The sequence below is a fragment of the Rhizobium sp. 22-785-1 genome (assembly GCF_053521965.1).
Genome location: NZ_JBNWDI010000004.1, coordinates 189876 through 212721, shown reverse-complemented (window position 1 = coordinate 212721; position 22846 = coordinate 189876). Strand labels below are relative to the sequence as shown.

General features: G+C 52.0%; 19 protein-coding genes. 8 read left to right on the top strand and 11 right to left on the bottom strand.

The features are described from left to right. Window positions 1–99: 99 nt before the first annotated feature. From ACQZ5M_RS10730 to ACQZ5M_RS10715, 4 genes are all read left to right on the top strand, one after another. Window positions 100–756, top strand: coding sequence for an SGNH/GDSL hydrolase family protein (locus tag ACQZ5M_RS10730; protein WP_296103498.1), 657 nt, complete (start codon window positions 100–102; stop codon window positions 754–756). A gap of 157 nt (window positions 757–913) precedes the next feature. Next, window positions 914–1402, top strand: a complete 489-nt coding sequence (gene msrB, locus ACQZ5M_RS10725; RefSeq protein ID WP_296099629.1) for a peptide-methionine (R)-S-oxide reductase MsrB — start codon at window positions 914–916, stop codon at window positions 1400–1402. A gap of 93 nt (window positions 1403–1495) precedes the next feature. Continuing rightward, complete coding sequence (locus tag ACQZ5M_RS10720; protein WP_296103495.1) at window positions 1496–1813, top strand: hypothetical protein; 318 nt, start codon at window positions 1496–1498, stop codon at window positions 1811–1813. 103 nt (window positions 1814–1916) lie between these two features. After that, window positions 1917–3158: a right-handed parallel beta-helix repeat-containing protein gene (locus tag ACQZ5M_RS10715; RefSeq protein WP_296103493.1), complete on the top strand. Its 1242-nt coding sequence runs from the start codon at window positions 1917–1919 to the stop codon at window positions 3156–3158. 121 nt (window positions 3159–3279) lie between these two features. Here the strand turns inward: ACQZ5M_RS10715 and ACQZ5M_RS10710 are convergent, their stop codons facing one another. Next, a complete protein-coding gene (locus ACQZ5M_RS10710) occupies window positions 3280–3567 on the bottom strand; it encodes a hypothetical protein (RefSeq protein ID WP_296085197.1) in 288 nt (95 codons plus the stop codon). A gap of 526 nt (window positions 3568–4093) precedes the next feature. Here ACQZ5M_RS10710 and ACQZ5M_RS10705 point away from each other — a divergent pair. From ACQZ5M_RS10705 to ACQZ5M_RS10695, 3 genes are all read left to right on the top strand, one after another. Further along, window positions 4094–5254 carry a polysaccharide biosynthesis/export family protein gene (locus tag ACQZ5M_RS10705; protein WP_296085196.1) on the top strand — a complete coding sequence of 387 codons (1161 nt, stop codon included), beginning with the start codon at window positions 4094–4096 and terminating at the stop codon, window positions 5252–5254. A 148-nt stretch (window positions 5255–5402) separates the two neighbouring features. Beyond that, window positions 5403–7610 carry a polysaccharide biosynthesis tyrosine autokinase gene (locus ACQZ5M_RS10700; RefSeq protein ID WP_296103488.1) on the top strand — a complete coding sequence of 736 codons (2208 nt, stop codon included), beginning with the start codon at window positions 5403–5405 and terminating at the stop codon, window positions 7608–7610. Window positions 7611–8617: 1007 nt separating this feature from the next. Beyond that, the gene (locus ACQZ5M_RS10695) at window positions 8618–9328 is read left to right on the top strand and encodes a sugar transferase (RefSeq protein WP_449079714.1); all 711 of its coding nucleotides are present in this window, start codon (window positions 8618–8620) and stop codon (window positions 9326–9328) included. 276 nt (window positions 9329–9604) lie between these two features. On the opposite strand, the gene ACQZ5M_RS10690 is transcribed toward ACQZ5M_RS10695, so the two are convergent. Next, window positions 9605–10009, bottom strand: coding sequence for a hypothetical protein (locus tag ACQZ5M_RS10690; protein ID WP_296103649.1), 405 nt, complete (start codon window positions 10007–10009; stop codon window positions 9605–9607). Here ACQZ5M_RS10690 and ACQZ5M_RS10685 point away from each other — a divergent pair. Continuing rightward, a complete protein-coding gene (locus tag ACQZ5M_RS10685) occupies window positions 9890–10540 on the top strand; it encodes a metallophosphoesterase (protein ID WP_296103643.1) in 651 nt (216 codons plus the stop codon). The genes ACQZ5M_RS10690 and ACQZ5M_RS10685 overlap by 120 nt on opposite strands. 598 nt (window positions 10541–11138) lie before the next feature. Here ACQZ5M_RS10685 and ACQZ5M_RS10680 read toward each other — a convergent pair. From ACQZ5M_RS10680 to ACQZ5M_RS10640, 9 genes are all read right to left on the bottom strand, one after another. Then, on the bottom strand, window positions 11139–13004 hold the full coding sequence (locus tag ACQZ5M_RS10680; RefSeq protein WP_449079713.1) for an acyltransferase family protein: 1866 nt from the start codon (window positions 13002–13004) through the stop codon (window positions 11139–11141). Between the two features lie 228 nt (window positions 13005–13232). Continuing rightward, window positions 13233–15212: an acyltransferase family protein gene (locus ACQZ5M_RS10675; RefSeq protein ID WP_449079712.1), complete on the bottom strand. Its 1980-nt coding sequence runs from the start codon at window positions 15210–15212 to the stop codon at window positions 13233–13235. Window positions 15213–15289: 77 nt separating this feature from the next. Next, window positions 15290–16516 (bottom strand): O-antigen ligase family protein, encoded by a 1227-nt coding sequence (locus ACQZ5M_RS10670; protein ID WP_449079711.1) that lies wholly within the window; start codon window positions 16514–16516, stop codon window positions 15290–15292. A 126-nt stretch (window positions 16517–16642) separates the two neighbouring features. Then, window positions 16643–17653: a glycosyltransferase family 2 protein gene (locus tag ACQZ5M_RS10665; protein ID WP_449079710.1), complete on the bottom strand. Its 1011-nt coding sequence runs from the start codon at window positions 17651–17653 to the stop codon at window positions 16643–16645. Next, window positions 17650–18519, bottom strand: a complete 870-nt coding sequence (locus ACQZ5M_RS10660; RefSeq protein ID WP_449079822.1) for a glycosyltransferase family 2 protein — start codon at window positions 18517–18519, stop codon at window positions 17650–17652. Before ACQZ5M_RS10660 ends, ACQZ5M_RS10665 begins: the two co-directional genes overlap by 4 nt. 2 nt (window positions 18520–18521) lie before the next feature. Beyond that, window positions 18522–19421, bottom strand: a complete 900-nt coding sequence (locus ACQZ5M_RS10655) for a polysaccharide pyruvyl transferase family protein (protein ID WP_296099602.1) — start codon at window positions 19419–19421, stop codon at window positions 18522–18524. A 57-nt stretch (window positions 19422–19478) separates the two neighbouring features. Beyond that, window positions 19479–20972: an oligosaccharide flippase family protein gene (locus ACQZ5M_RS10650; protein ID WP_296099600.1), complete on the bottom strand. Its 1494-nt coding sequence runs from the start codon at window positions 20970–20972 to the stop codon at window positions 19479–19481. Window positions 20973–21036: 64 nt separating this feature from the next. After that, window positions 21037–21510, bottom strand: coding sequence for an acyltransferase (locus ACQZ5M_RS10645; protein ID WP_449079709.1), 474 nt, complete (start codon window positions 21508–21510; stop codon window positions 21037–21039). Next, entirely contained in the window at window positions 21507–22664 is a 1158-nt protein-coding gene (locus ACQZ5M_RS10640; RefSeq protein ID WP_449079708.1) for a glycosyltransferase, read from the bottom strand. The genes ACQZ5M_RS10645 and ACQZ5M_RS10640 overlap by 4 nt, the downstream gene beginning before the upstream one ends. Between the last annotated feature and the right edge of the window lie 182 nt (window positions 22665–22846).

Genomic DNA, 22846 nt, shown 5'->3' with positions numbered 1-22846 from the left:
AGCAGGGGGTGGAGAGCCCATCCCCTGTATTTCGACATATCGATGCCCGATGGAATTTTGCTCCAACGCCCATGATGGGCTGAAAGAACAATCTCCAAAATGAAGCGTCTGTACCAGTCATTCTTGGTTTTGTTTGGAAGTGTTACGATAGCGGCGACGGCGCAGAATTTCGACAGCCAAAAACACCCCTTAAAGATTGTCGCATTTGGCACCTCCCTAACCGCGCGAGGCGGCTGGCAAGGTCCTCTGGCTGAAAAGCTTTCCGCCTGTCTCGGCTGGTCTGCTACGGTCGAAATGGTTGCCAAAAGTGGTGCGCCATCGTCCTGGGGACTTGAGCATACCTCAGAGGTGATCCGTCTGAAGCCGGACGTGGTTCTTGTCGAATTTTACGCCAACGATGCTGCTCTCAATCGCTTCACCTCCGTTTCAACGAGCGGCGATACGATCGGCGCCATTTTCTCTTCACTTCGGCGCGGTCTGCCAGATGCGAGGATCATCATGCAGATCATGAACCCTGTATCGGGAATGGCCGGAATGGCCCGTCCCTATTTCAGCCTCTACATCGACGCCCATATCCGGCAGGCGAAGGCAAATGGTGTCGAGATCATAGATCATCGAAGCCGATGGATGTCGCTGTCTCAGAATGAGCTGGCGAAAGCGATACCGGACGGCCTTCATCCCTCACCCAAAGCCGCGACGTCCATCATGGTCGGGCCGCTCGCTGAGAAAATTGGCGGAGTAAACTGCTCGTCATAAGATGTCGTGCTGGCAAGACTTGAGCTGACTTGCTTGGGACAGTCTGCAAAAACAAGAAGGAAGCGTGTCACCACATTATCTCCGTTGTCCCTAAATTCTTTGTTGTTACATAAAATGATGATAGAGATTGACGTAATTGGTGCGTAACAGGTGGAAGATGACGACCAGACGCAAGTTGCTTCTTGGCATTTCAGGTTTCGTCTCTGCCGGCATAGTCCTGCGCAGCACGAGCCCGGCCATTGCAGCAGCGGATCGTTTAAAGCTTTCCGAAGAGGCGTGGCGGCAACGTCTCGATCCGGATGTTTTTGATGTGATGCGCAACAAGGCCACGGAAAGTCCCGGGTCGAGTGCTCTCCTTTCGGAGGTCGGCAACGGCGTATTCGCCTGCGCTGCATGCGACGCGCCATTATTTCCATCTCACCGTAAATTCGACGCAGGGTCTGGTTGGCCAACGTTCCTCGCTGCTGTTCCGGGTGCGGTGACAGAAGCAAGCATTGGTTCCCAACGGGAAGTAAGCTGCTCTCGCTGCGACGGTCATCTGGGTTATGTCTTCAGTGATGGACCCAAGCCAGCCGGTCTTCGTTACTGCATCAACGGTATTGCAATGAGGTTTTCTGCAGGAGTCAGAATGTCGTCCGAGGTATGACGGCCTTCATGACTTTACGCTGGAATTGTTATATCGCTTTTTCAATTACGTTATTCCCATCGTGCTCATCTGGCCTTCTAAGGATAGTTCGCAATGAAGATTCAAGTTCGCAAGCTGCTGGTCGCGTTCGCTTTCACCAGTCTGGCAGGCACAGTCGTGGCGTCGGCCGCCGATCTGGTGACCTCGCACCCCCATTACCGCGAATTGCCGCGTAAATCTTATGCTTATCAGCCGGCACCCCGTACGGCCTATTATGTTCGGGAGTGTTCGGTTCTCGTCGTCAGCGGACGCGATGGCAGCAGGTATACCGATATCTGCCATCCCGTGGTCAATATGTCGCCATTGTCTCCGGTCGTACCCGGTTCCGGACACTATGAAGGCGGAACTATCGTTTCGTTTCGTGCGCAGTAGAGCACGGCTTCAAATCTCCCGCTAGCTTTTCTGCTGCAAGACCACGCAGTGGGCTCCACCACGAGCCGTTCTGATCAAGCTCCTGTTCTCGAAGGCTTCTGCCATGAATGACATACTGAAGAAGCGCGTGCGTGGAGATGTGGTCGCGCACCAGTCCATTAAGGGGCCGTTCACTCAAGGGTTGCGCTATCAAGACTTTTCAGATGTCGAAATAATAGATGTGTCTCTGTCGGACGCGCCGGACGCCGAACAGGGGTTTCGGTTCCACGGTGCTCGCCATCCGCCGTCTTTGAAGGTTGAAAACCAGCTTTTCAACCTGATCATGCGTGGATGCACAGTGGAACGCGTCGGCGGAGATGGGATTTATGCAACCGGGGTCAATGGTGCATTGATCGAGAATTGCAAGGTTGTGGTGAGCAGTGGAAAAGTCGCCGATGGTTGTCAATTCGCCTATCAGAATGATGATCGTTTCATCAGTCGCGATGTCTGGCTGAGAGGAAATATTTTCACTTACGCGACGGACACGGAATCAGCCAAGGGCGCTCTGGTGTGCGCCGAGACCGAAAATTACAAAGCTGAATACTGCCTGTTGGAAGGGCATAACTTCGCCTACTCATCGATCGGCAATAATGCCATGACCCGTAGCTGCCTCATGCGGACCGGCGAGATGAACAACTATTCTTTCGGCTATGGCGTCGGCAGTTTTTCTCATCTTCATGACCATCATCTATATGATTGCTTCATTGAAAATGCCCGCCGAGCTGTTGCGATCACCGGCTTCAAGGATAAGGATATGGTGCTTGACGGCATCACGGGCGCTCAGCGCGGAGGTATGGTCATCCATGACAATATTCTGTCTGGCTGCGATATTGGCTTTTTCGCAGATCGGCCTTGGTCGGGGTCGGTTTATCGAAACATTTTCATGAAGTGCAAAGAGCCTGTCGTCATTCGAGCGTTCGGCACCCAGGTGGTGACTTCCAATGCAAGGCGTGGTCAGGTGATGGGGCCGATCTACACCAATGACGGTTCGTTTCTCTGCACGGAGGTTCCTGAGATCAAGCGGTCCGAGAACGGCGTTCTGAGCGTCACCGGGGGGCGCTGGAGCTCGCAACCGGAGCAAGTGAGCTACATCTGGCGTGAAAGCGGTATCGATCTCATGGTTCCGCAAACGCCGACCTTCAAGCCGGACAAGGCAGGAGAATATTCCTGCGTCGTTCTCGCCCGCGCCGGGTCGAACTGGATGCTTGCGGTTGCTGAAGCATCCTGGCCGAAAGATGGCTTCATTCCGAGATCCTGGAAAGACGGCAATCTGACATGGGGCAATCGCTATCACATCATTCATTGATCTTTAGCGGTTCCGGCCAGACCCGGATCGCGATTTTTCAGCGTCGCTCACGCGCCTCGGTTGCCTGTCTCACCACATAAATCGCTGTGAGGTGTTGCTCGACATGCGTTAAGCAGCCCGATCAGGATGCATCTTGCTTGGTCCGGCTCTTGTCATGGACGTATCCGAGAGAAACCAGCATATCGTCTATTTCCACCTCGCTTATGGTGGTGTGATTGTTTCCGCCCGCTCTGCGCCAGAGCCGCTCCCTGATCAACGCCTTTTCCGTGGCAGAGAGTTCTTCGTTCAGGTCTGCGGTCAGATGCTGCAGCTTTTTCTGCCGCCAAAGAAGAACAACGATGAGCATCAGCTGCACTGTGACGATCGCGCTCGCTGCGAGAAGCAGCTCATCTTTGCTCAACTGAAGCATTTGCGCGATGCCGTCACCCCAAGTGTCTGCGACGCTTTGGGTAAATTTTGTCCACGCAACATGCAGGAATTCTAAAGTATCCACAGGGCACCTTGCTGGCTTAACCGGGCGATATTCACTTCACTCGGTGTACTCTTTAATAGAGATAAATGTCATTAATAGTTAACGTCAAATCAACAATTGACATATTAAATTCTTTTGCAAAAAGAAGTTCATTACCTTTATAAAGCAAGGAATTATCGTCTTCGTAGCATTGCGCGGGCAGGTAGCCTGGGGTGAATTCTCCGGTTCAACTTGGAGATGGCGAAAATTGACGCATGCTATCATGGTTAATGCCCGAAAGTTAATCTATACGCGCCACACTGTTGCCAGACTACAACAAGCTTTCATCTGCCGAGAGATATAAGCATTGGATAGAAAATAGTTGGGTGGATTTTTTTACCGATTTGAGCGATTGGTGCAGAAGTAGACGGGGACGGATGTAGTGAGAGCCGAAAAAAGACAGATAATAGCTTTGGCGTTATCGATGATCGCCTTGAGCGGTTGCACGAGTACTCCTCAGTCGGGGCCCGGGTATAGAGCGGTTGAATCCAGTGCTGCAGTCACCGTTTCTGCTGCCAATAAAACCGTCGGTATCGATTACGCGCTGGTCGATATCAACAAGGCAGTCCTTGCCTACGCCAGCGAAACGCGGGCGCTCGCGAGTTTTGGCAGCTTTGGCGCGGCAAGCAATGTCATTCCCAATATTTCGCTGGGTGTGGGCGATGTTGTGCAAGTGTCCATTTTCGAATCGCAGCCGGGTGGATTGTTTATTCCTGCAGATGCGGGAAGCCGACCGGGCAACTTCGTAACACTACCGTCGCAGACCATTGGTCGGAACGGGTACATCAGTGTTCCCTACGCCGGCCTTGTGCGGGCCGCAGGACGTCAAACGATCGATCTGCAGCGGGATATCGAAAAAACGTTGGCCAATCGTGCGATCGAGCCACAGGTTCTCATCAACAAGGTCTCTTCCAGATCGGCCCGTGTGGCTGTGTTGGGAGACGTGAAGGCGCCGGCAAAGGTCGAGTTGAGCGAAGGCGGGGATCGCATCCTCGACGTCATTTCCCAAGCTGGCGGTCTGAATGCGCCAGGTTCGGAAACCTACGTCACGCTGCAGCGCAAGGGACGCTCTGCAACGGTGCTTTATGAGCGCCTCGTCAATACCCCAAGCGAGAACGTATTCGTCGCGCCCGACGATACGATCATCGTCGATCGGGAGCGTCGGACCTATTTGGCCTTCGGCGCATCCGGCCTGAACGGTCGCTTCGATTTCGAAGAAACCGACCTGACGCTCGGCGAGGCGCTTGGCAAGGCGGGCGGACTACTCGACTCCCGTGCAAACCCGGCACAGGTGCTGCTGTATCGCGTCGTGCCGAAACAGTTCCTGCAACGCTTGAGCGTCAACGTCGACAAATTCCCGTCCGACATGGTGCCGGTTGTGTTCCGTGCGAACCTGCGTGACCCTTCCGCATTCTTCGCGGTTCAGAAATTCCCGATGCAGGACAAGGATGTGATCTACGTCTCGAACTCGGATTCTGTCGAGATCATCAAGTTCCTCAACTTGCTTAACTCCGTAACGTCAACCGTGTCAGGTGTGGCGGGTGATGCTGCATCCACGAAGACAAGTGTTCAGCGTCTGAACTAATTTCAGTTCAGACTGCCTTGAGACAAAACGACTTTTGCAGGCTGCCGCGTTGCGGCCTCCTGCTCCACGCACCACAAGAGGTCAGCAGTTGCTCCACAATCGTAATTTATCGAACGATTTTCGTGAGGAAAGTGGCGAGAAAAGCGCGTTGAGCGACGTTCTCGACATTGACGCGCTGATCAGTGCTGCACGTCGCCAATGGCACGTGGTCGTGCTTTGCGGCGCGATCGCAAGTGTGCTTGGACTGATCTTCGTCTTCACCGCGACCCCGTATTACACATCGACAGTCAATGTCCTGATCGATCGAAACAACAGTCAGGTCGTGGAGCAGATGTCGACCATCGGCACTGTTCCGGATGACGAGACCTCCATTCTGAGCCAGGTCGAGCTGCTGCAATCCGACACAATCGCTCTTGCAGTGGTCGACAAGTTGAACCTGACGAACGACCCAGACTTTAATCGCTCCGGTTTTTCACTGGTTGCGACCATTCGCCAGACGCTGCGTGCGATCGGCTCGTTGTTTTCCAGTGATGGCGCTTCTGACGCTCAAAGCACGGATGCCGCACGGCTTGCAGCTGCCGCCCAGCTTAAGGCCAACCTGAATGTCTCGCGCGTGGGCAAAACCTACGTGTTGGAGATCGATTATCAATCGCCTTCTGCCGAACTTGCGGCCAAGATTGCAAACGCTATCGGTGACGCCTACCTCGTCGACAAGTTGAGCTCGAAATACGACGCGACCCGCCGGGCGAGCGATTGGCTTCAGGACCGCATTGCGGAACTGCGGCAAGACTCTCTGAACGCGGATCTTGCAGTTCAAAAGTTTAGAGCTGCCCATGGTCTCGTTTCGGTCGGCGATCAGCTTGTTACCGATCAGCAATTGGGAGAATTGAATACCGCTCTTCTGACGGCGGAATCCGATACCGCTAAGGCCCGCGCCCGGCTTGATCGCATTCAAGAGATCATTGCTAGCGGCCAAACAGATGCGATCGTGACCGACGTTCTGGGCAATTCCATTTCCACCGATCTGCGCAAGAAATATCTCGATGCCTCCAAGGTTGAGGCTGACATTTCAAGTCGTCTCGGGCCCGATCACGTCCAGGCTGTCCGGCTACGGCGCGAGATGAACGAATATAAGCGCCTTATGTTCGAAGAGTTGAACCGTATCGCGCAGAGCTATCGAAGCGATCTCGATGTTGCCACGGCACGCGAGAAGTCGCTGCGTGACAGCCTCGCACAGGCGACCGCGGTTAGCGCATCCGCTAGTGAAAATCAGGTCCAATTGCGAGAGCTTCAGCGCACTTCGGAAAGCTACAAAAATCAGTACCAGCTATTCCTTCAGCGCTATCAGGAAGCCATTCAGCAGCAGACATTTCCTGTGACCGAAGCTCGCGTTATCACGCAAGCAACAGTCAGCATCGCTCCAAGCTATCCGAGAAAGCCGCTGTTTCTGGCGCTCTTTGGCTTAGCGGGCGTGATGGTAGGTTGCGGACTCGGCGCGTTCAGAGAATTCCGGGACAGGTTCTTCCGCACCGGTGACCAGGTTCGCGACGTTCTCGGCGTTGAATTCATCGGAATTGCACCCGCGATCGATCCAACCAAATCGACTATGCGCGGAGGGCCTGCTGCTGTGGGTGGTGCGGTCGTTAATTACGTCGTCAACAATCCATTGTCGGCTTTCGCGGAAACAATGCGAAGTGGCAAGATTGCCGCCGACATGGCCTTTGTCGGCAAGCAATGCAAAATAATCGGGGTAACGTCTGCCATCCCCGGCGAAGGCAAATCGACAATCTCCATCAACTTCGCCAAATTGTTGGCGAGCCAAGGCGCGCGCACCATTCTGATCGATGCGGACCTTCGCAATCCCGGCGCTACCCGGGCGATGAATGTCACTGCTCAGGGTGGCCTGCTCGAGGTTCTGCTCAACGGCGAAGACCCGCGCAGTGTCATGCAGCATGACCCGGCCACCCAGCTTTCCTTCCTGCCGGCAATCATTCGCCACCGCGTACCGCATTCCTCCGAACTCTTGTCTTCCAATGCTATGGCCAATCTTCTGAATGTGCTCGGTGCCGAGGCAGACTACATCGTCATCGACTTGCCACCAGTAGGGCCGGTTGTCGATGCGCGCGCAATCGCCAGCCGCATAGACGGCTTCCTGTTTGTGGTCGAATGGGGGAAAACTGCGCGGCAAGTGGTTCGCCAAGTCATGACCAAAGAGGCACGCCTTTACGACAAGTGCTTGGGCGTTGTGTTGAACAAGGTCGACCAGGAAAAGATGAAACTGTACCGCATGTATGGCTCCAGCGAATATTACTCTGCCACTTACGCGCGCTACTATAAAGAAGGAAACGAGGCGTAGCCTTTGGCTGGCTTTAGCGTCCGTCGGAGGCTCAAGCGGAAGATTCAGGCGAGTTCTTCCGCATGACTTGGCGTGTCGGATCTAGTTCCTAAAAGCATTTCGGCCGAAGTGCCATTGCTTCGGCGCCTGCAACACGACGATATAGAGCCTCGGAAGTGATCCTGCGATCGCAGGAAATACGCTGCCTAGTGGAACTGATCGTGGCGAGGACGGCGAGCTTACGTCGATCTTCATGACGGATTTGCTTTGTGTTTTACACCGGTCTTTTCTCGACGGAGGAAGATCGAGATGGCATGCGGGCTCCATCATACGCTGTCAATTTGGGTGAAGTAAGGAAGGTACGTTCCTTCTGTTGCACCTTTCCTACATCATCGATGCAAATTCCTTGATGCCTCTATGGCGCGATCTGCGCGCTTTATCGCCTCGCCGACTGGCGTCTTTCGCTCAAGACTGCGCAGCGATCTTGCAAGAATTACACCCGCTGAGAAACAACTAGAACGTTAGCAACGAGTCAGTAAGATCGCTGCAGATTTGAGATGTGTTTGCAATTCTTTGGAATTTTTCCCGAATTCCATCCCGCGCCAAGCGTTTGAGGCAACTACCGCTCAGTTCCAGCCGGCATCTTTATTGAGTTAAACTGTAGGCAATTTCGGATCGGGCTCAAGGTGGCCCGGATGAGGATTGGTGGGAAACCACGTTTCAAGTCTGCGAAGGGAACTCGAATTAAAGTATTCCTATACTGGTAGCCCAAAATTAGTCACGGTCAATTAAGTAGAAAAAATGTACATTATATTTAAGTAAATAATAATATGACAAAAAGAGTACCGTAAAGATCAAAAATTTCACTTAAAACCATACATAAGTGTGCGTTTCTGCCTAATTTAGTAGCCTGGACTGGTGATATCCGGAACCTATGCGTGAGTTAACTATTTGTTAATTATGATAGTGACGTAAATGCGTTTTACCGCTATTGTACATTAACATTATTTAATCTGGGCTTGTGGGTTATGAATTCAATCACCGGACATGCAAACGAGAAATTCGTTGTAGGTACATTGAATAGCGCTGCAGCGCAGTCGATGGACTTAACTGACGCCTCCGCTTTACCCTTCGCTGCGCAGTCTATATCCAAGCGGACATTTGATTTTGCTTTCTCGCTCTTTGTTCTAATTCTGCTCTTTCCTGTTTTCCTCATGATTGCGATTGCAATCAAATTGGATAGTCGCGGGCCGGTATTCTTTAAGCAAACCCGATGGGGCTTTGGGCAGAAGCCGATCCAGGTCTTGAAGTTCAGGTCGATGGCAACGGATAAATGCGACGTCACGGGTGTTGCTCAGACCGTGGTAGGGGATGCTCGCATAACGCGTATCGGCGCATTCTTGCGCAAGAGCAGCTTGGATGAGCTGCCTCAGTTCATCAATGTGCTGCGCGGCGACATGTCGGTGGTTGGGCCACGGTGCCACGCTATAGGCATGCTGGCCGCTGGTCGCCCCTATGAAGACCTCGTGCCGAACTATCATGATCGTCACAATGTCCGCCCCGGCATTACTGGTCTTGCGCAGATCCGCGGTTGGCGCGGCCCGACGACAGATCCGGTTCATGCGCGCGCTCGTGTTCTATGCGACCTTTATTATATCCAGAACTACAACTTGTGGCTCGATCTCAGAATCATCCTTGCAACAATCAAGAACGAAATGACGGGCGGCACCGGTTTGTAAGTCGTGGCGATCTGTCAAGACGTTACGTGGCTGGGGCAAACTTGGTAAGCGCTACCGCACATTTTTTGTCCCAGGTGCTCGCACAGAGTGGCACTTCTCTGCTTTGGATAACCCGCAAGGTTGCCTGGTGAGTGTCACAGCACACTGTATGTCCACGTGCGAGTAAGTCGGGATCGGAATGGAACGCGGCGTCTCAATGATCTTGATTGGGTTGCGCCGATGCCGCGTTTGCTTCAGGAGGCACTTTCCCCAGCACCCTCAATGTCCAGCCATATTTCAGGCGAATTGATCTGGTTTCGGGGCGCTCCTTGACTTCGCGTCCTCCTCGCAAGGAAATCGCCAAGCTTTGGCCCGTATGAGTGAGATAACCATCGTCCAGAAACGGTTCTTCAATCTGATAGAGGCTAGTGTGTCCAAATGGCCTTTAGTCTCTTGAGAAAAGTTTTTGTCAAAGATCCGATCCACGCCGTACGGCGACCACGGCGTCGGATAAATCTTGCCGATCATCCTTCGCTCTATCCAATTTATGCAATCGGAGACGTCCACGGTTGCCTCGACCAGCTGATTGATGCCGAAGCGCGCATACTGCAGGATCTCGGAAGCAGCGGAAATAAGGGACTGGTTATTCTGCTCGGCGACTATGTCGATCGCGGCTCCAATTCTGCGGGGGTGCTGGCGCATCTTCGGCAACCGTGTGACCCCAGAGTGAAGCGCATCGCTCTTTGTGGAAACCACGATGACACGCTCTCATCGCTTCTGGACCATCCGGACAAACTGGACGCTTGGATCGCCGCAGGCGGGCGCGCAACGCTGATGTCCTATGGTCTGGATATTGACTACCTAACATCGAGATCCAGATCCAGCCTACCGAATGCGCGGCTTGCGGATCTGATCTCGGAAGCGATCCCTGAAGACGACTTTCTCTTCCTGAAAGCTCTCCCCGTAAGCGTCCAGATCGGTCGTCATCTCTTTGTCCATGCCGGTGTCCGACCGGGCGTGGAGATGGATTTGCAGAGCGACGAGGACATGATGTGGATCCGCGAGCCCTTCATCAGCAGCGGGCCGGGATTGGACATTGTGGTGGTGCACGGCCACACGGCAAGCCGCCAGCCATCGATGGGCCCAAATCGGATCGGAATCGACACGAAGGCCTATGCAACGGGCGTATTGACTGTCCTCAAGATCGATGGAAGCTCCACGGCGATATTGTAGGAAGAGGATCTTATACCTTACGATAGCGAGCGTATATCCGCTCGATGATGACATACGATGAAGTGTGTCGCCCGCTGCGTTCGCCGGCAGTTCAGGCAATTAGCAATATCGACCATAGAGCCGCTAACATATGTTCACCTTGAACTGAGTTAAGTTAGACCGCAACCCGCCGGCGCGCTTGGTCAACCGCTCACAGAGAAACGTATGTTTTCAACGCCTTGGTGGAGATCGATTCCGCGATCAAACTCGATGCCAGCCACGAATCTGCCCGCCCTAACTCGAAATATAAGTGGGAACGCAGAAACTCATAGATCGAATTTAGGAATGTCAGCGCCGACCATTTTAGTGCGATTAAGAGACCTCATTGAGGAGCAGGCGATGCCTCGTATCTATGTGATGATGTTAGGAGTGCTCATAGGTTGGACACTTCTGGTCGGTTTAGGCTGGGTCTTATGGCAACTGGTTGGTCGCATCTGGTAGAAGTGCTACCAGATGCTTAAGGTGACCGGTTCCAGAATGCGTGCAGTTACAGAACTCGGGAGTTGAAAATTCTGTTCGGCGCGCTCCGTTTCCAGCAGCGACAAACCTTGAGCGAACTTCAAAGCCGCCCGGCTATCATCCCCGCCACAAGCTTTGATCCCACATCAGTGAAATGGCCATAATCCGACTGAACCGGCACGCCATTGATGGCGTCTATGCAGTTGTTGTTTGGGCATACTGTTTTGTATAGTGAAATGTACTCAACCTTGTTCTTGTCCGCGAATGCTCGCATTGTTTCGTCAAGCTCGTTTCGCTGCTCAATTCTGTAGTCGGAGAGCTTTGCGGCGCTCCCCCATGCAATACGGGCAAGGATTAATGGTGCGCTTTGCGAATATTCTACAGTCGGGCCGAGAACCACAATTTTGCTGATTCCGCGTCCTCGCAGTTCCTCAATAGTCTTCTGCAGGCCTGGGAGATCGTCCTGTTGCCACCGCGCGCTAAAGACGACCGTATCAACTGTTTGCGGAGTAATGAAATCGCCCAGAACGCTCGTCATGAGGTTGACGCAGCGGCGCTCACCTTCAGTTTCGATTGTCGGCTTGCATCCTGATGCGGTGGCCTGCATGAGATCGATGTCGTCACGTGCGCTCTGGAGCGCGCCCCAAAGATGAGCCGCCTGGCTATCGCCTATCAGGAGATATCTTGGCTTTCCGTCCGGCTTAGCGGCGAGGCAAATGTCTCGCTTGAAAGCATTGGAGCCACCCGGAGTTCCGGATGTGATAAAGCACTGATCCTTACGATACTGCTGCTCGGCTTCAGGGGTCTTGTCGTATTCATTAAAAGCTGCAAGTCGCATGACTTCGGGAGGATAGTCATTGATCTTGTTTGAGAACTTTTGAAGTAGGACTCCCACCCCGATAAGGACCGCCAACGACACCGCTGCGCTGCCAAGAACCCGAAAATTTCCGATTCGTGCGGGCGTCCTGCGAAACGGCGTTTCGACAATGTGGTAGCTTGCAAAGGCCAGCAGAAGTGAAACAAGAGCGATGAGCACGCCAGGTAGAAACGTAATTTCCGGCGCATAGAGCAGTCGATAAAATACGATCAGCGGCCAATGCCAGAGATAGAGGGAATAGGAAATCTTGCCGATAAATACGGGTGTCGGGCGAGATAGCCACCGACCAGCAATCCCGTTTCGCCCAGCTATGATAATGCAGCAGGCTCCAACAGTTGGCAGGATCGCGGCCGGTCCCGGGAATGGCACGCTTTCTGTCAACATGAACAGCGACGCTAACAAAAACATAACGCCGACACCTGAGACAGCGTCTGCCGCTTTGCCGGTGAACTTCTGATGCAACCCGTAGAGGGCGATGATCGATCCAAGACCCATTTCCCAGTAACGTGTGGGAAGCAGATAGAATGTGGCTTTCTGAGAGATAAATATCAAAGCGACGCTGAGTATGAACGATATCAATACTGACGCCACAAATATGATTTTGACGTGCGGGCGAAAAAATCGATAGCAGATGTAGAACAGTATCGGGACTACAATATAGAATTGCTCCTCAACAGCCAGAGACCATGTATGGAGGAGCGGGTTGAATTTTGCTTCCGGGTTGAAGTAGTTTATCTCCTTGAAGAAAAATATGTTTGAGGAAAAAAGAGCTGTCCATAGGACAGATTTTCCGTAATCCTTAATTTCTTCCGGTAGAAAGACGAGTGATGCCGCTGTAGTGACCGCCAATAACACGACCATAAGCGGCGGGAGGATGCGTAGAGCGCGTCTTCTATAGAAATTCACGATACTGAAGTTATTGTCCTGCATTCCCCTGTTGATAATGTCGGTGATCAAATACCCCGAGATCACGAAGAAAATATCGACCCCTGTGAATCCCCCGGTAATATAAGGGGAGCCAAGATGGAATACCAATACAGATAAAACGGCTACCGATCTCAGGCCATCAATTTCCGGCTTATAAATCATATCAATACCTCTATTATGGAGAGCCTAAATTATACAGGATAGATTACCGGTATATTTTACTATGCGAATACGAATTTGAACCACAGCTCCCTGCATTGTAATGATAAGTTAGAGCTGTACGGGTAAGACGAGCGTTTCATCGCTAGTAGTACGTAGAGTTCTCCGTCGCAACTTGAAGTCACATTTTCCCTAATTCAGTTAGCCAAAAATCGCTTGTAAGACACACTACTAATTGGTCAAGTATCTTGATAAATATTTTGCGCCTGATTTGGAGAGATGCTGTGAGTCGCCGTAGTAGACAAGGTTGTCCTTTTTGAAGACGCAGCCGAGTTGATTGCACATCCCTGCGAACGGATCGAGTATCTGAACTTCGGGATGCTTTTCGAAAACGTTGTTAACGATATTGCGCGCCGTATCTTGTTTTACTCGTGACATGGAAATCCGGTTTGGGTCTTCAAGACTTGTTATCGGTGCGGTTGCAATAGACGTCAGCCAGCCACGAAGTGGAATAAGTTGCGCCAGCATTCCTGTGTATGGGTCGACGTCAAAACGAGGCACATCCTGGACTAAGATTATCTTTCTTCCAGGCTTCTGCAGAGATGTTATCGTCTGATTGAGGCCTTGTTCCAGATTTCTCCGGCTATCTTCTGCGGATACGAAGCTCCCGTCGGAACCTGACGGCACGTAACGGAAGCCTAGATACTCCTCATCAAATGAGGCCGCCCAATATCCAGCGACGATGACCACGTTAACTTCAGGATGCGCGTCCAAGATTTCGAAAACGGCGCTCATATACATTGAGCATTCCTTATCGTGCCCCTTCCGGTTTGACATATAGCGCGTGTAACCGTTTAGAGGCGGGCAGGACGACTTCGTGAACTGGTAGAAATCGGATGATAGAGATGCTGCGAAGTCTTTTATACCGTCTGCCAAAGCATTCGCGTGGCTATCGCCGATCAAAGCCACGGCGGCGTTGCTGGCTGCGGTCATGCATGGTGGTGTAACTCTCGGCGTTGAAACGCCGTAGGATGCAAGACATGGGTTGCCGAAAGATCCCCTTATTTCTGCTTCTATATCACGCACAGGGGGGTAGGTATAAGCGGACAGCCCAGAGGTTGCGACGAGTATACACAACGGCGATATTGTCAGGCAGACTGCAGCTGCATATTTAAGTATGGTTGTTGTATCGTTTGACGAAGGCTTGCGGAAGGGCTTTTCGACGAAGTGATAGCTTGCGATTCCGAGCATCAAGGTTGCAAATATCAACGCAATACGAGGTACATATCCGATTTTTATTTCGAGCAGATGGATCATGCTGGCGGGAAGCCAATGCCATAGATACCAGGAGTAGGAAATGATGCCGATTCCTACCAATAAGCGAGAAGCAAGCACGTGTCGGTTTGTGAACGATCTTCCCGACATGATGAGAAGGACCGTGCCAGCCACAGCACACAGGTTGCGTACGACGATAGGCACATTAGCGTCTAGAAAGAGGGCCGAGCCGATCAGTGCGACCGAGAGGAGCCCTATCACCTCAGTCTGAACTGCCGATAAGCGTTCACTCCATCTGCCTGCAGCTGAGACAGCAAGAAGGGCACCGGCTCCCAATTCCCAAGCACGAAATGGAATAAGGTAAAAGGCAGCGTCAGGCCGATATGCGTTCATTCCGGCTGCCATAACGAAGGAAAGTACGACGATTAACGCGAGAACAGGAAGGACAAATGACTTTCGTCTTGAGATAATAAATACAAGCAGTGGCGGAAACAAAAGGTAGAATTGTTCTTCTACGCCGAGCGACCAAGTCATCAGCAAAAGCTGCTTATCTGCTGTCGGTGAAAAATAGTCTACAAATTGGTAGAATGCGAAATTCGATAGTCCTGCGAGAGCTGCGATGGCTGTGACTGCATATCGTTTAAGTTCGAACGGAGGTAATATGAAGCAAGCCAGCAGCGTTGTCACCGCTACAACAACGATCAGTGCTGGTAAAATGCGTCGAAATCTGCGGGCGTAAAACTTTTTATAGGTGAAATTGCCGGCTGAGATCTCGTTATATATTATCGATGTAATCAGGAATCCACTGATAACAAAGAATACATCAACTCCTAAATAACCGTTCTGGAAATAAGGTATATTATAATGAAAAAGCACGACAGCAGATACGGCTACTGCCCGTAAACCATCGATATCGGGGCGATAATTTATCTTCATCTTTTCCTGTGCATATTTTGGTTCTGTCTTTTTGTACTTAAATTCACGAAAGTCACGCTTTTAAGCGCCAGCTTTGCCTATGTCTGCCTGTGCTGGGCGGCATAAGTGCTGAATGGAAGCATTGCGATCATGATGGCCCAACCATCCACAGGCGCCATGAAACGTCCTGCTTCGGTGAACGAACCCATCATGACCAGCGTAATGACGATGATTTCAACTGCTTGCGCACGCTGCAGTTCGAGGTCTTGAACAACTTTGATGAATTTCGTGGCCAGGCGGATGAGCAGGAAGCCCACAAAGCAGGACGTTCCGATGACGCCAATATTGAGAGCCTGCTCCAGATAGCTGTTATGGACCGATCGAACCGTGAATGTCGCTTTGACGTAGGTGTCGATAACGACTGGATCTCGAAACATCGCAAAGCCGTAACCGAGGATAGGTCTCTGTCCGATCAATGGTAGGAGTTGCTCCCATATTCCGGATCGACCCGAGAGCGTGACATCTTTGTCGAAAGCGGCGGCGATGGCCTCAGCGACAAACATATAGGTGGTTGACAATGCTGCGAGAACAAACATCACCATCACGAAGATCCCAAGCCTCGCGAGTGGAACCCTAATATTCTGAATGTGGCGCAGGAAGAAAACGCCACCACAGCCAATAACGACAAGAACGACGGCGGTCGAAGACCTAGCAAGCAATATAAGGACGATACTACACAGGACTGCCAAGATGCCGATGATGCTTCTATAGCGAAGATCAAGTCCCATCTTCCAGAAGTTCAGTATAAAAATCAGCCCGATTGCTGTCGTTTGGCCCAAACCGTTCTTATGATAGTGCAGACCTTTGACCATGCCGGCATAGGAGCCTCGCATGACCGCATATTGCGGGAAGAGGATGGTGTAGGCGACGTTTGCAAAGGCCAGGACCACGAAGAATGCCGCCAAGGTCTCCATCGTTTTCAAGACGCCGAACTTGAGCCGGTAAAACAGAACGCCCGATGTGATCAGTCCGGCCGCAAATAGGCCGCGAATAGAGCCCGCAGCGTCGATCGAAACCAGTACCGAAAGGAAACAAAATGCAATCGTGATGGAAATCAAAGCGGGCATCCGAAGAAGCGCTATACCCATATTTCGTAGATCCAAAATGATGTAAATACTGATCAAAGGAACCAGGCTGTAGAGTAAAAGCTTCATCGGCAGCGAACCTTCGCCGCTCGCCTCATCAAAGCTTGCTGGATAGCCGTACCAGACGCCTGTCGATCTCCATAAACACAGGACAAAAATCACCGTCAACAACAAGCTCACTCGTCTCTCATGCAGACGAGCATTCGAGCGGCGGAAGAGCGCCTCGCGATTATTATGAAGTGGCGTAGGACCAGCGGGATTCCCGGCGGTCCGGAACGAATATTCCATGACGTGACTTTCCGTTCCCTATTTTACCGCGCCTTCGGCATCCGGCCGATACTCTTCGTAAGCGTGTCCCATTAGCCCTGATACCGTTCCGGCGCCTCTCAACAAATGTGTAAGCGCCCGCATGCCGAGACGCGGTGAGACTGCCAAGGCGGGCAGCATGGCGGTGCCGAGTCCAACACGGGCGGCGCCGTAGGCAAAGCGGTAGGCAGCGCTCTTGCGGTTTCCGTAGAGCTTCTCAGCTACTGCAAACGTATTGCCTAGCCGATACTGGCGTTGAAGGACCCACTTCCATTTCATGCGGCTTGCCGGCACGATGTCATAAACAAGCGCGGCGTCGGCCCAGAATATCCTCACGCCTATACGCACGGCCTGGTTGAAGAACACGAAATCTGTTCCACCTGTGTAGCGCATTCTTTCTTCGAAGCGCAGTCCAAGACGGCGGAACAGGCGGTAATCAAACATGACGTTGTTCGATGCGGCATAGTTGATCTGCTCGCGGTCTTTTCTGCGTTTGCGCTCGAAGACACCGGCACGGATGAAATAATCCGCCGCCTGCTCAGGATAAACAGGTTCGACCGGACCATAGACGCAGTCCGCTGACGTCGCTTCCCGCACGTCCAACATGGCATCGAGCCAGTGATCGACCGGCCACTCATCGTCATCCAGGAAGCAGAAGAGGTCGGTGTCTTCGGGTGCTTCGTCCAGCGCGCGGTTCCTGGCGAATGGAATACCCTGCCGTTTCTCGACGCAGTATTTCAGGCATGGCTGACCGTTCGTATCGTCAGGTGCGTAAGCACCGCTGCTGATGAAGGGCTCGATAGTGCTCCAGCCACTGCCCGCGGCGTCGTTATCGACAACCAAAACCGTCAGTGCGTATGGACGCGCGGGATTTTGGTGCTGCCGTGTCAACACGTCCAGAAGTTTTGAAATGCCTTCGGGCCGCCGGTACGTGAGAACCGCCACCACGATCTTGACGGGTTGACTAGCTTTGGCCGTATCTGCCGTGGAAAGTTCATTGTCCCGGCTCATCGGATCTTACCTCCAAGACGTTTCATCGCCACCTGAGCAGCGAAATGGAGAAGGGAGAAATGTCCATCTTCAGCGCAACGGCGTGTCTGGGAAATTAGCGCAGCACCGCGGTAATCGCTTTTGGCAAGCCCGCCTGCAGCCAGCTTTTGCCCCATCGCTTTCATGCCTTCATAACGTCGGGCGAGGGAAACGCCGGTCGCAACCATAATTTTTGCGCGCAGCTGCTGCGCCTTGTCGCTGTTGGTGTAACGGTTCGCGCCGTGGATCCGCTGGAAGGTAAGGGGTGTCTCGACCATCAATCCCTTGCCAAGATAGGCAGCAGCGAATTTTAGATAGTTGTCGCTCAAGACCACATCCTTTGCCGTCGGCATGGGCAGGATGTCGGACAATATTCTGCGGCGAAATGTCAGGCCGGATGTGGGAACCGGCAGGCTTGGAAAGCCACCCTGACGAAGGCTCGCGCGTTTATCGATTTCCACGGTAGAAATCTGCGTTGCGAGGAGGATCGCGTTCTCATCCGTGGTGACCTGATCGAACACCCAGTCTGAATCATGGCTTGTATAAAGGCCGGCGATGATCGACAACTTGCGAGGCAGGAAAGCGTCGTCGGCATCGAGCAGGCAAAGGATTTCACCGCTTGAGGCGGCGAAGCCGGCGTTGAAAGAGGAGGCCTGCCCCCCATTTTCTTTCGTTACTGGTACGATCCGTGTGCCGTAGGATGCGATGATCTCTCGAGAATTGTCGCTAGAGCCATCATCGACGACGACGATCTCAAAATCTGGATAGTCCTGAGCCAGCACGCTATCAATGCAGGCTGAAAGGAAACGTGCATAATTATAGTTGTTGATCAGAACAGAGATTTTCATCTTCATGACCTTTTCTGCGAGACGTTTCCGTAGTCGCGCTTAAGCTCTTCGAGCTTTTCACGCATCTCCTCGGTCACTTTCTGAATATTTTCGTCGCGGCTGAGTTGACCGGGACTATTCGCCAGGTCTCTAAGTTGTCTGACTGTCGAAGGTAAAACAGTTTTCCCCCCCAGCAGAAAAAGACGCTGGCGCTGCTTGCGAAGCCAATAGATGACTCGCCGCGTTTTCCAGAATTTTGTCATTGTCCATTCGAGGATATTTGATGGACCAACGTTGGAAAAGACCACATCGAGATCGAGAACGCTTGCCCAATCCGCCCATTTGGCATGATGATTGGGGTCCAAAGGCCTTACCGCTCTCCATGGGATACGCAAAGCATCGGCTATAATAATTCCATGCATTGCCTCCGAAATCATGAGGCGGGAGGAGAGCATGTTTTCGAGTACTCGATCAACATCCCACCTCGGATCAATGAAATTGATGCCGAGTTTCTGGCAAATAACTTCCCAGCTACCATTCTCGGCGCTTTCGAAATGCGGCATGAAGGAAACATCATGTCGTTTTTCGTAATTGGGAAGATCCGTCAGTCTGATCAAAATCCCCGCATCACCGATTGCAAGCGCCTCGGGAACACCAACTGCTTTTGCAGTTTGCTTACCCCTGACAAATCTAAATTCCCAAGTTTCATCGATCTTTGGAAGACGTGTATATCCAGCGTATCCCGCACCAAAAACGATCTTCTTTGCGAGAGGAGGATGGTTGTCGTAAATAATCGACCCAATCCCCAGAAAGATTGTGTTGTCGTCCTCGTCAAAAAAATTCGGAAGCAATCTGCTCCATAACCAGTGGTTCAGATCATCGCCGAAGTTGGATGACTTGCCCTGGAACACAAACATTTTCATAAACTAATGACTCCGGCAGATAACTTGAATGGAAATCACGAACTGATCGGGGTACGATCAGACTGGATTGGGATGCTTCATGGTATTTCGCCGACCTTTGCGTAGGATAGACTGAAATATTTCAATAAGCCAACGAACTGATCGTCGATCGACAACGAGCAGCATTATAATATATAGAACTGCACTTTGCACTATGGCCAAAATTAAGCTAATTATGTCATTGAATTCTATTCTGTATACATAGTTCAATGAATAGTAGCATATCAGAGAAGTCATGACTGACGCGCCCAGAGGCTTGCCGATGTAGACGATAATCCTATTCACACTGCAATTTGTATGCTTCTCAATAAGTCTCAGTTGATACGGGATCATCAGATAGGCTCTCAGAAGAAATCCTATCACAACAGGATAGACGCCGAAGGGTGCCGCAATGAGTGCGAATGCTAGCGATAGAAACAGTTGGATCACCGTCATGCGCGCGGCTTTGCTGGCTTCGCCGAAGACCGTAAGAACGGGCAGAATATATAGACTGATGACGAGAGGAATGCAGATCGGTGCCAGCAGTTGTAGGATGGGTATCGCCTCATTCCACTTTGGTCCATAGACCAGAGGAACAACGACATCCGCAACTGCTGCCAGTCCAAAAAAAGCAGGAAAGGCAATGCATGAGGACACCGTGACAAGTTTCACGAACGATTGCTGAAAGCGTGTTGCATCATCTCTGACAGCCACAAAAAAATTCGTTGCTACAGTCGAGAGAGGCGTTAGCGTCGCTGTCATGAGTATGTCGATTGTCTTTTTTGCTATACGGTACATCCCCACAGCGGCGGGTCCCACAAAGGCGCCGATGACGACGTCCTGGACCCGGGATGCGATGAGCGCAATGAATTTTGTGAACGACATCTTCATGCTGAAAGGTAGAATTTCTTTCAGGTCGGTCGACGTGAAATGAAAAGTCGGAACCCAGCGGTAGGCCAACCAGGCCGTGATCAGCGTTATCAACTCCGTGACGAAGCGTTGAAGCACTAATGCCCATACGCCATAGCCTTGAAACGCGGCAGCAACCGCAACGGCTCCGCCGGCCAGACCACTCACGATTGCTCTGATTGCCAAGGCTTTATGACCGAAGCGCTTCAGGCACCGAGCCATGTGGATCGCTGATCCTGCAGATAACGGTATTGTCCATGCTAACGCTATGATGACTTCAGCGAGCCGGTCCGTTGAGACATATTTGCCTGCGGTTGCCGCGACGAGAGTTACGATGAGGGAGCACGCTATCGCGACCACCATATTGCTCCAGAAGGCCGCGCACGCCACAACTTCTTCTTGCTCAGGACTAGCCTTCGTCACGGCGTCGGCAAAACCCGATGTGGCGAATATGCGGGTCAATTCCGCAAATATCATTCCGAGTGCGAATATTCCCACATCTACAGGTCCGAGCAGACGTGCGACTACGATAAAGACCAAAAAGGAAAAAAGCTGATCGACCCCGATACGAACAATAGACCACAGGGTAGCACTGATGGCTTTTTCTTTGACCGCCTTGGTCACATCATCTCTCCGTTCTGGTAGGGAGCGTGGTATTCGTTTGAAGCGTATTGCGTGTCCTGCCCAATTAAGAAGGCGGGACGCCTGACCCCGCCCGCATTCTGCCAAAGCGCGATATGATCTCTATTTCGCTACGGATGATCTTCGCCGGATTACCTGCTACCAAGGACCGGGGCGGAACGCTTTTGGTCACGACCGAACCCGAACCGATGATGCATTCATCGCCGATTTCGATCCCGGGCAGAATGATGCTGCGTGCGCCAATAAAGCAACGCTTGCCGATACGCGTGTCGAGATAAAGACCGCGGCTTAGATCATGTGTCAGTATCGCTGCATCAAAAGCAATATAAGTTTCAGCACCGATATGAACGCCTTTGGGATTGGTACGATCAAGCTTCGCGCTCAAAGAGAAGTTCGCAGTGGGATGGATATCCATGCCCCAGATCTTGGTGAAGTAGAGCCATTTGACCTTGACGATCGCGTTGCGCAGGGGTTTGAAAGCGTTCAGTCCCCATTTCGGCTTTCGGACACGTGGCGTCATAGCGTGTTCCCCAATTTTTTATAGTCCCCGAGAACCGCGTCGTAATAGTCCTCCAGCAGTGCCGTCTGCCGGTTCAGGTCGAAGTTTTGACTGACGAAGATCGGCGCGCGCCTGCTGAATTCATTCCATAGGGCCTGGTCGCTTAGAAGATTGCCGATGGCGTTCGCCATACCGGTGACATCGCGTTCTGCAAGAAGGAAACCGGTTTCTCCGTCCTTCACTGCCTCACCAACTCCGCCCGATAGAAACGCAACAACAGGGGTTCCGACAGCCTGCGCCTCAAGATTGGCGAGCCCGAACGCTTCTGCGTGTCCGTTATCGAGTGTTACGCTGCCATGCAGATAAAGTTCGGCTTCGCTAAGAAGTTCGCGGATACGGTCTTGAGACAGGTTCTCATGGACGGTGACGTTCGGAAGCTTGCGTTTTGCCAGTTCCACTATTCTGTCGCGTTCCGGCCCTTGGCCCACCATTGCAAACTCAAGGTCGATACCTTGCTTTGCAACCCGCTCCAGGGCTTCGATCATCAGCCTGTGCCCTTTATATTCTACAAAGCGGGCAATCGACACAACGAGGCCTTTGCGACGTGTTGTGGCCGTCGGGCTGAAGCGCGATGTATCGATGCCAATGTAATGCCTGTGAATACGCGCCTCGGCAAAGCCCTTCTCCAGCAACTTTTCTTTGATGAAGTCCGAGACGGCAATCGACCAGTTGAATGCCCACGAGGCCATCTCCCGTCTGCCGTGAGAAAAGAAGCGCACCTGATTGAAGCCGCCAGGTTTTTTGGGGTCGCCATCGTATGTGGCGTCAAACCCATGAAAGGTCGTGATCAACGGCTTGTTTGCCTTCCGCGCCAGGGGACCCACGACATAGCCGTTCTTGCCAAAATGAGCATGGATCAAGTCAGCCTTACGTAGGGGCGGAAAAAGCGACGGGATAGGCAGGCGCGGGATCTTGAGAAGCAGTTCACCCGCACGCATCGTATTGGACGACCTAATATCATGCACACGCAGCTCGCTACTCTTCGTGTGAGCGGAGTTTATACGCTTGCCAGCCATTATTTCCGTGTCGAAACGATGAAAACCTTCCGCCTGATTGATAATAAATGCCTGAGATGACGGCAGGAAATTCTCAAGATAAATCAAAAGCTTCTTCATGCAATGACCCACATGATCGGTATTTCGACAGCCAGGCGACGTTTAGACGATTTTTTTTATTATGCCTATATAAAGATCGTTGATTTAACCCCTGATAATTGTTCGATGCGTGAAAATGTAATTGGGTGGTAAATTTACCGCACATAAAAGATGTTTTATATTAAGTGTAGAGGACGAAAAGA

What these genes read in the sequence shown, in the direction of transcription:
- ACQZ5M_RS10695 (WP_449079714.1), top strand. Translation starts at nt 8,618, where the DNA reads ATGAATTCAATCACCGGACATGCAAACGAGAAATTCGTTGTAGGTACA.
- ACQZ5M_RS10680 (WP_449079713.1), bottom strand. Translation starts at nt 13,004, where the DNA reads ATGATTTATAAGCCGGAAATTGATGGCCTGAGATCGGTAGCCGTTTTA.
- ACQZ5M_RS10730 (WP_296103498.1), top strand. Translation starts at nt 100, where the DNA reads ATGAAGCGTCTGTACCAGTCATTCTTGGTTTTGTTTGGAAGTGTTACG.
- ACQZ5M_RS10705 (WP_296085196.1), top strand. Translation starts at nt 4,094, where the DNA reads ATGATCGCCTTGAGCGGTTGCACGAGTACTCCTCAGTCGGGGCCCGGG.
- msrB (WP_296099629.1), top strand. Translation starts at nt 914, where the DNA reads ATGACGACCAGACGCAAGTTGCTTCTTGGCATTTCAGGTTTCGTCTCT.
- ACQZ5M_RS10675 (WP_449079712.1), bottom strand. Translation starts at nt 15,212, where the DNA reads ATGAAGATAAATTATCGCCCCGATATCGATGGTTTACGGGCAGTAGCC.
- ACQZ5M_RS10660 (WP_449079822.1), bottom strand. Translation starts at nt 18,519, where the DNA reads ATGAAAATCTCTGTTCTGATCAACAACTATAATTATGCACGTTTCCTT.
- ACQZ5M_RS10690 (WP_296103649.1), bottom strand. Translation starts at nt 10,009, where the DNA reads ATGCGCCAGCACCCCCGCAGAATTGGAGCCGCGATCGACATAGTCGCC.
- ACQZ5M_RS10710 (WP_296085197.1), bottom strand. Translation starts at nt 3,567, where the DNA reads ATGCTTCAGTTGAGCAAAGATGAGCTGCTTCTCGCAGCGAGCGCGATC.
- ACQZ5M_RS10655 (WP_296099602.1), bottom strand. Translation starts at nt 19,421, where the DNA reads ATGAAAATGTTTGTGTTCCAGGGCAAGTCATCCAACTTCGGCGATGAT.
- ACQZ5M_RS10665 (WP_449079710.1), bottom strand. Translation starts at nt 17,653, where the DNA reads ATGAGCCGGGACAATGAACTTTCCACGGCAGATACGGCCAAAGCTAGT.
- ACQZ5M_RS10645 (WP_449079709.1), bottom strand. Translation starts at nt 21,510, where the DNA reads ATGACGCCACGTGTCCGAAAGCCGAAATGGGGACTGAACGCTTTCAAA.
- ACQZ5M_RS10720 (WP_296103495.1), top strand. Translation starts at nt 1,496, where the DNA reads ATGAAGATTCAAGTTCGCAAGCTGCTGGTCGCGTTCGCTTTCACCAGT.
- ACQZ5M_RS10715 (WP_296103493.1), top strand. Translation starts at nt 1,917, where the DNA reads ATGAATGACATACTGAAGAAGCGCGTGCGTGGAGATGTGGTCGCGCAC.
- ACQZ5M_RS10640 (WP_449079708.1), bottom strand. Translation starts at nt 22,664, where the DNA reads ATGAAGAAGCTTTTGATTTATCTTGAGAATTTCCTGCCGTCATCTCAG.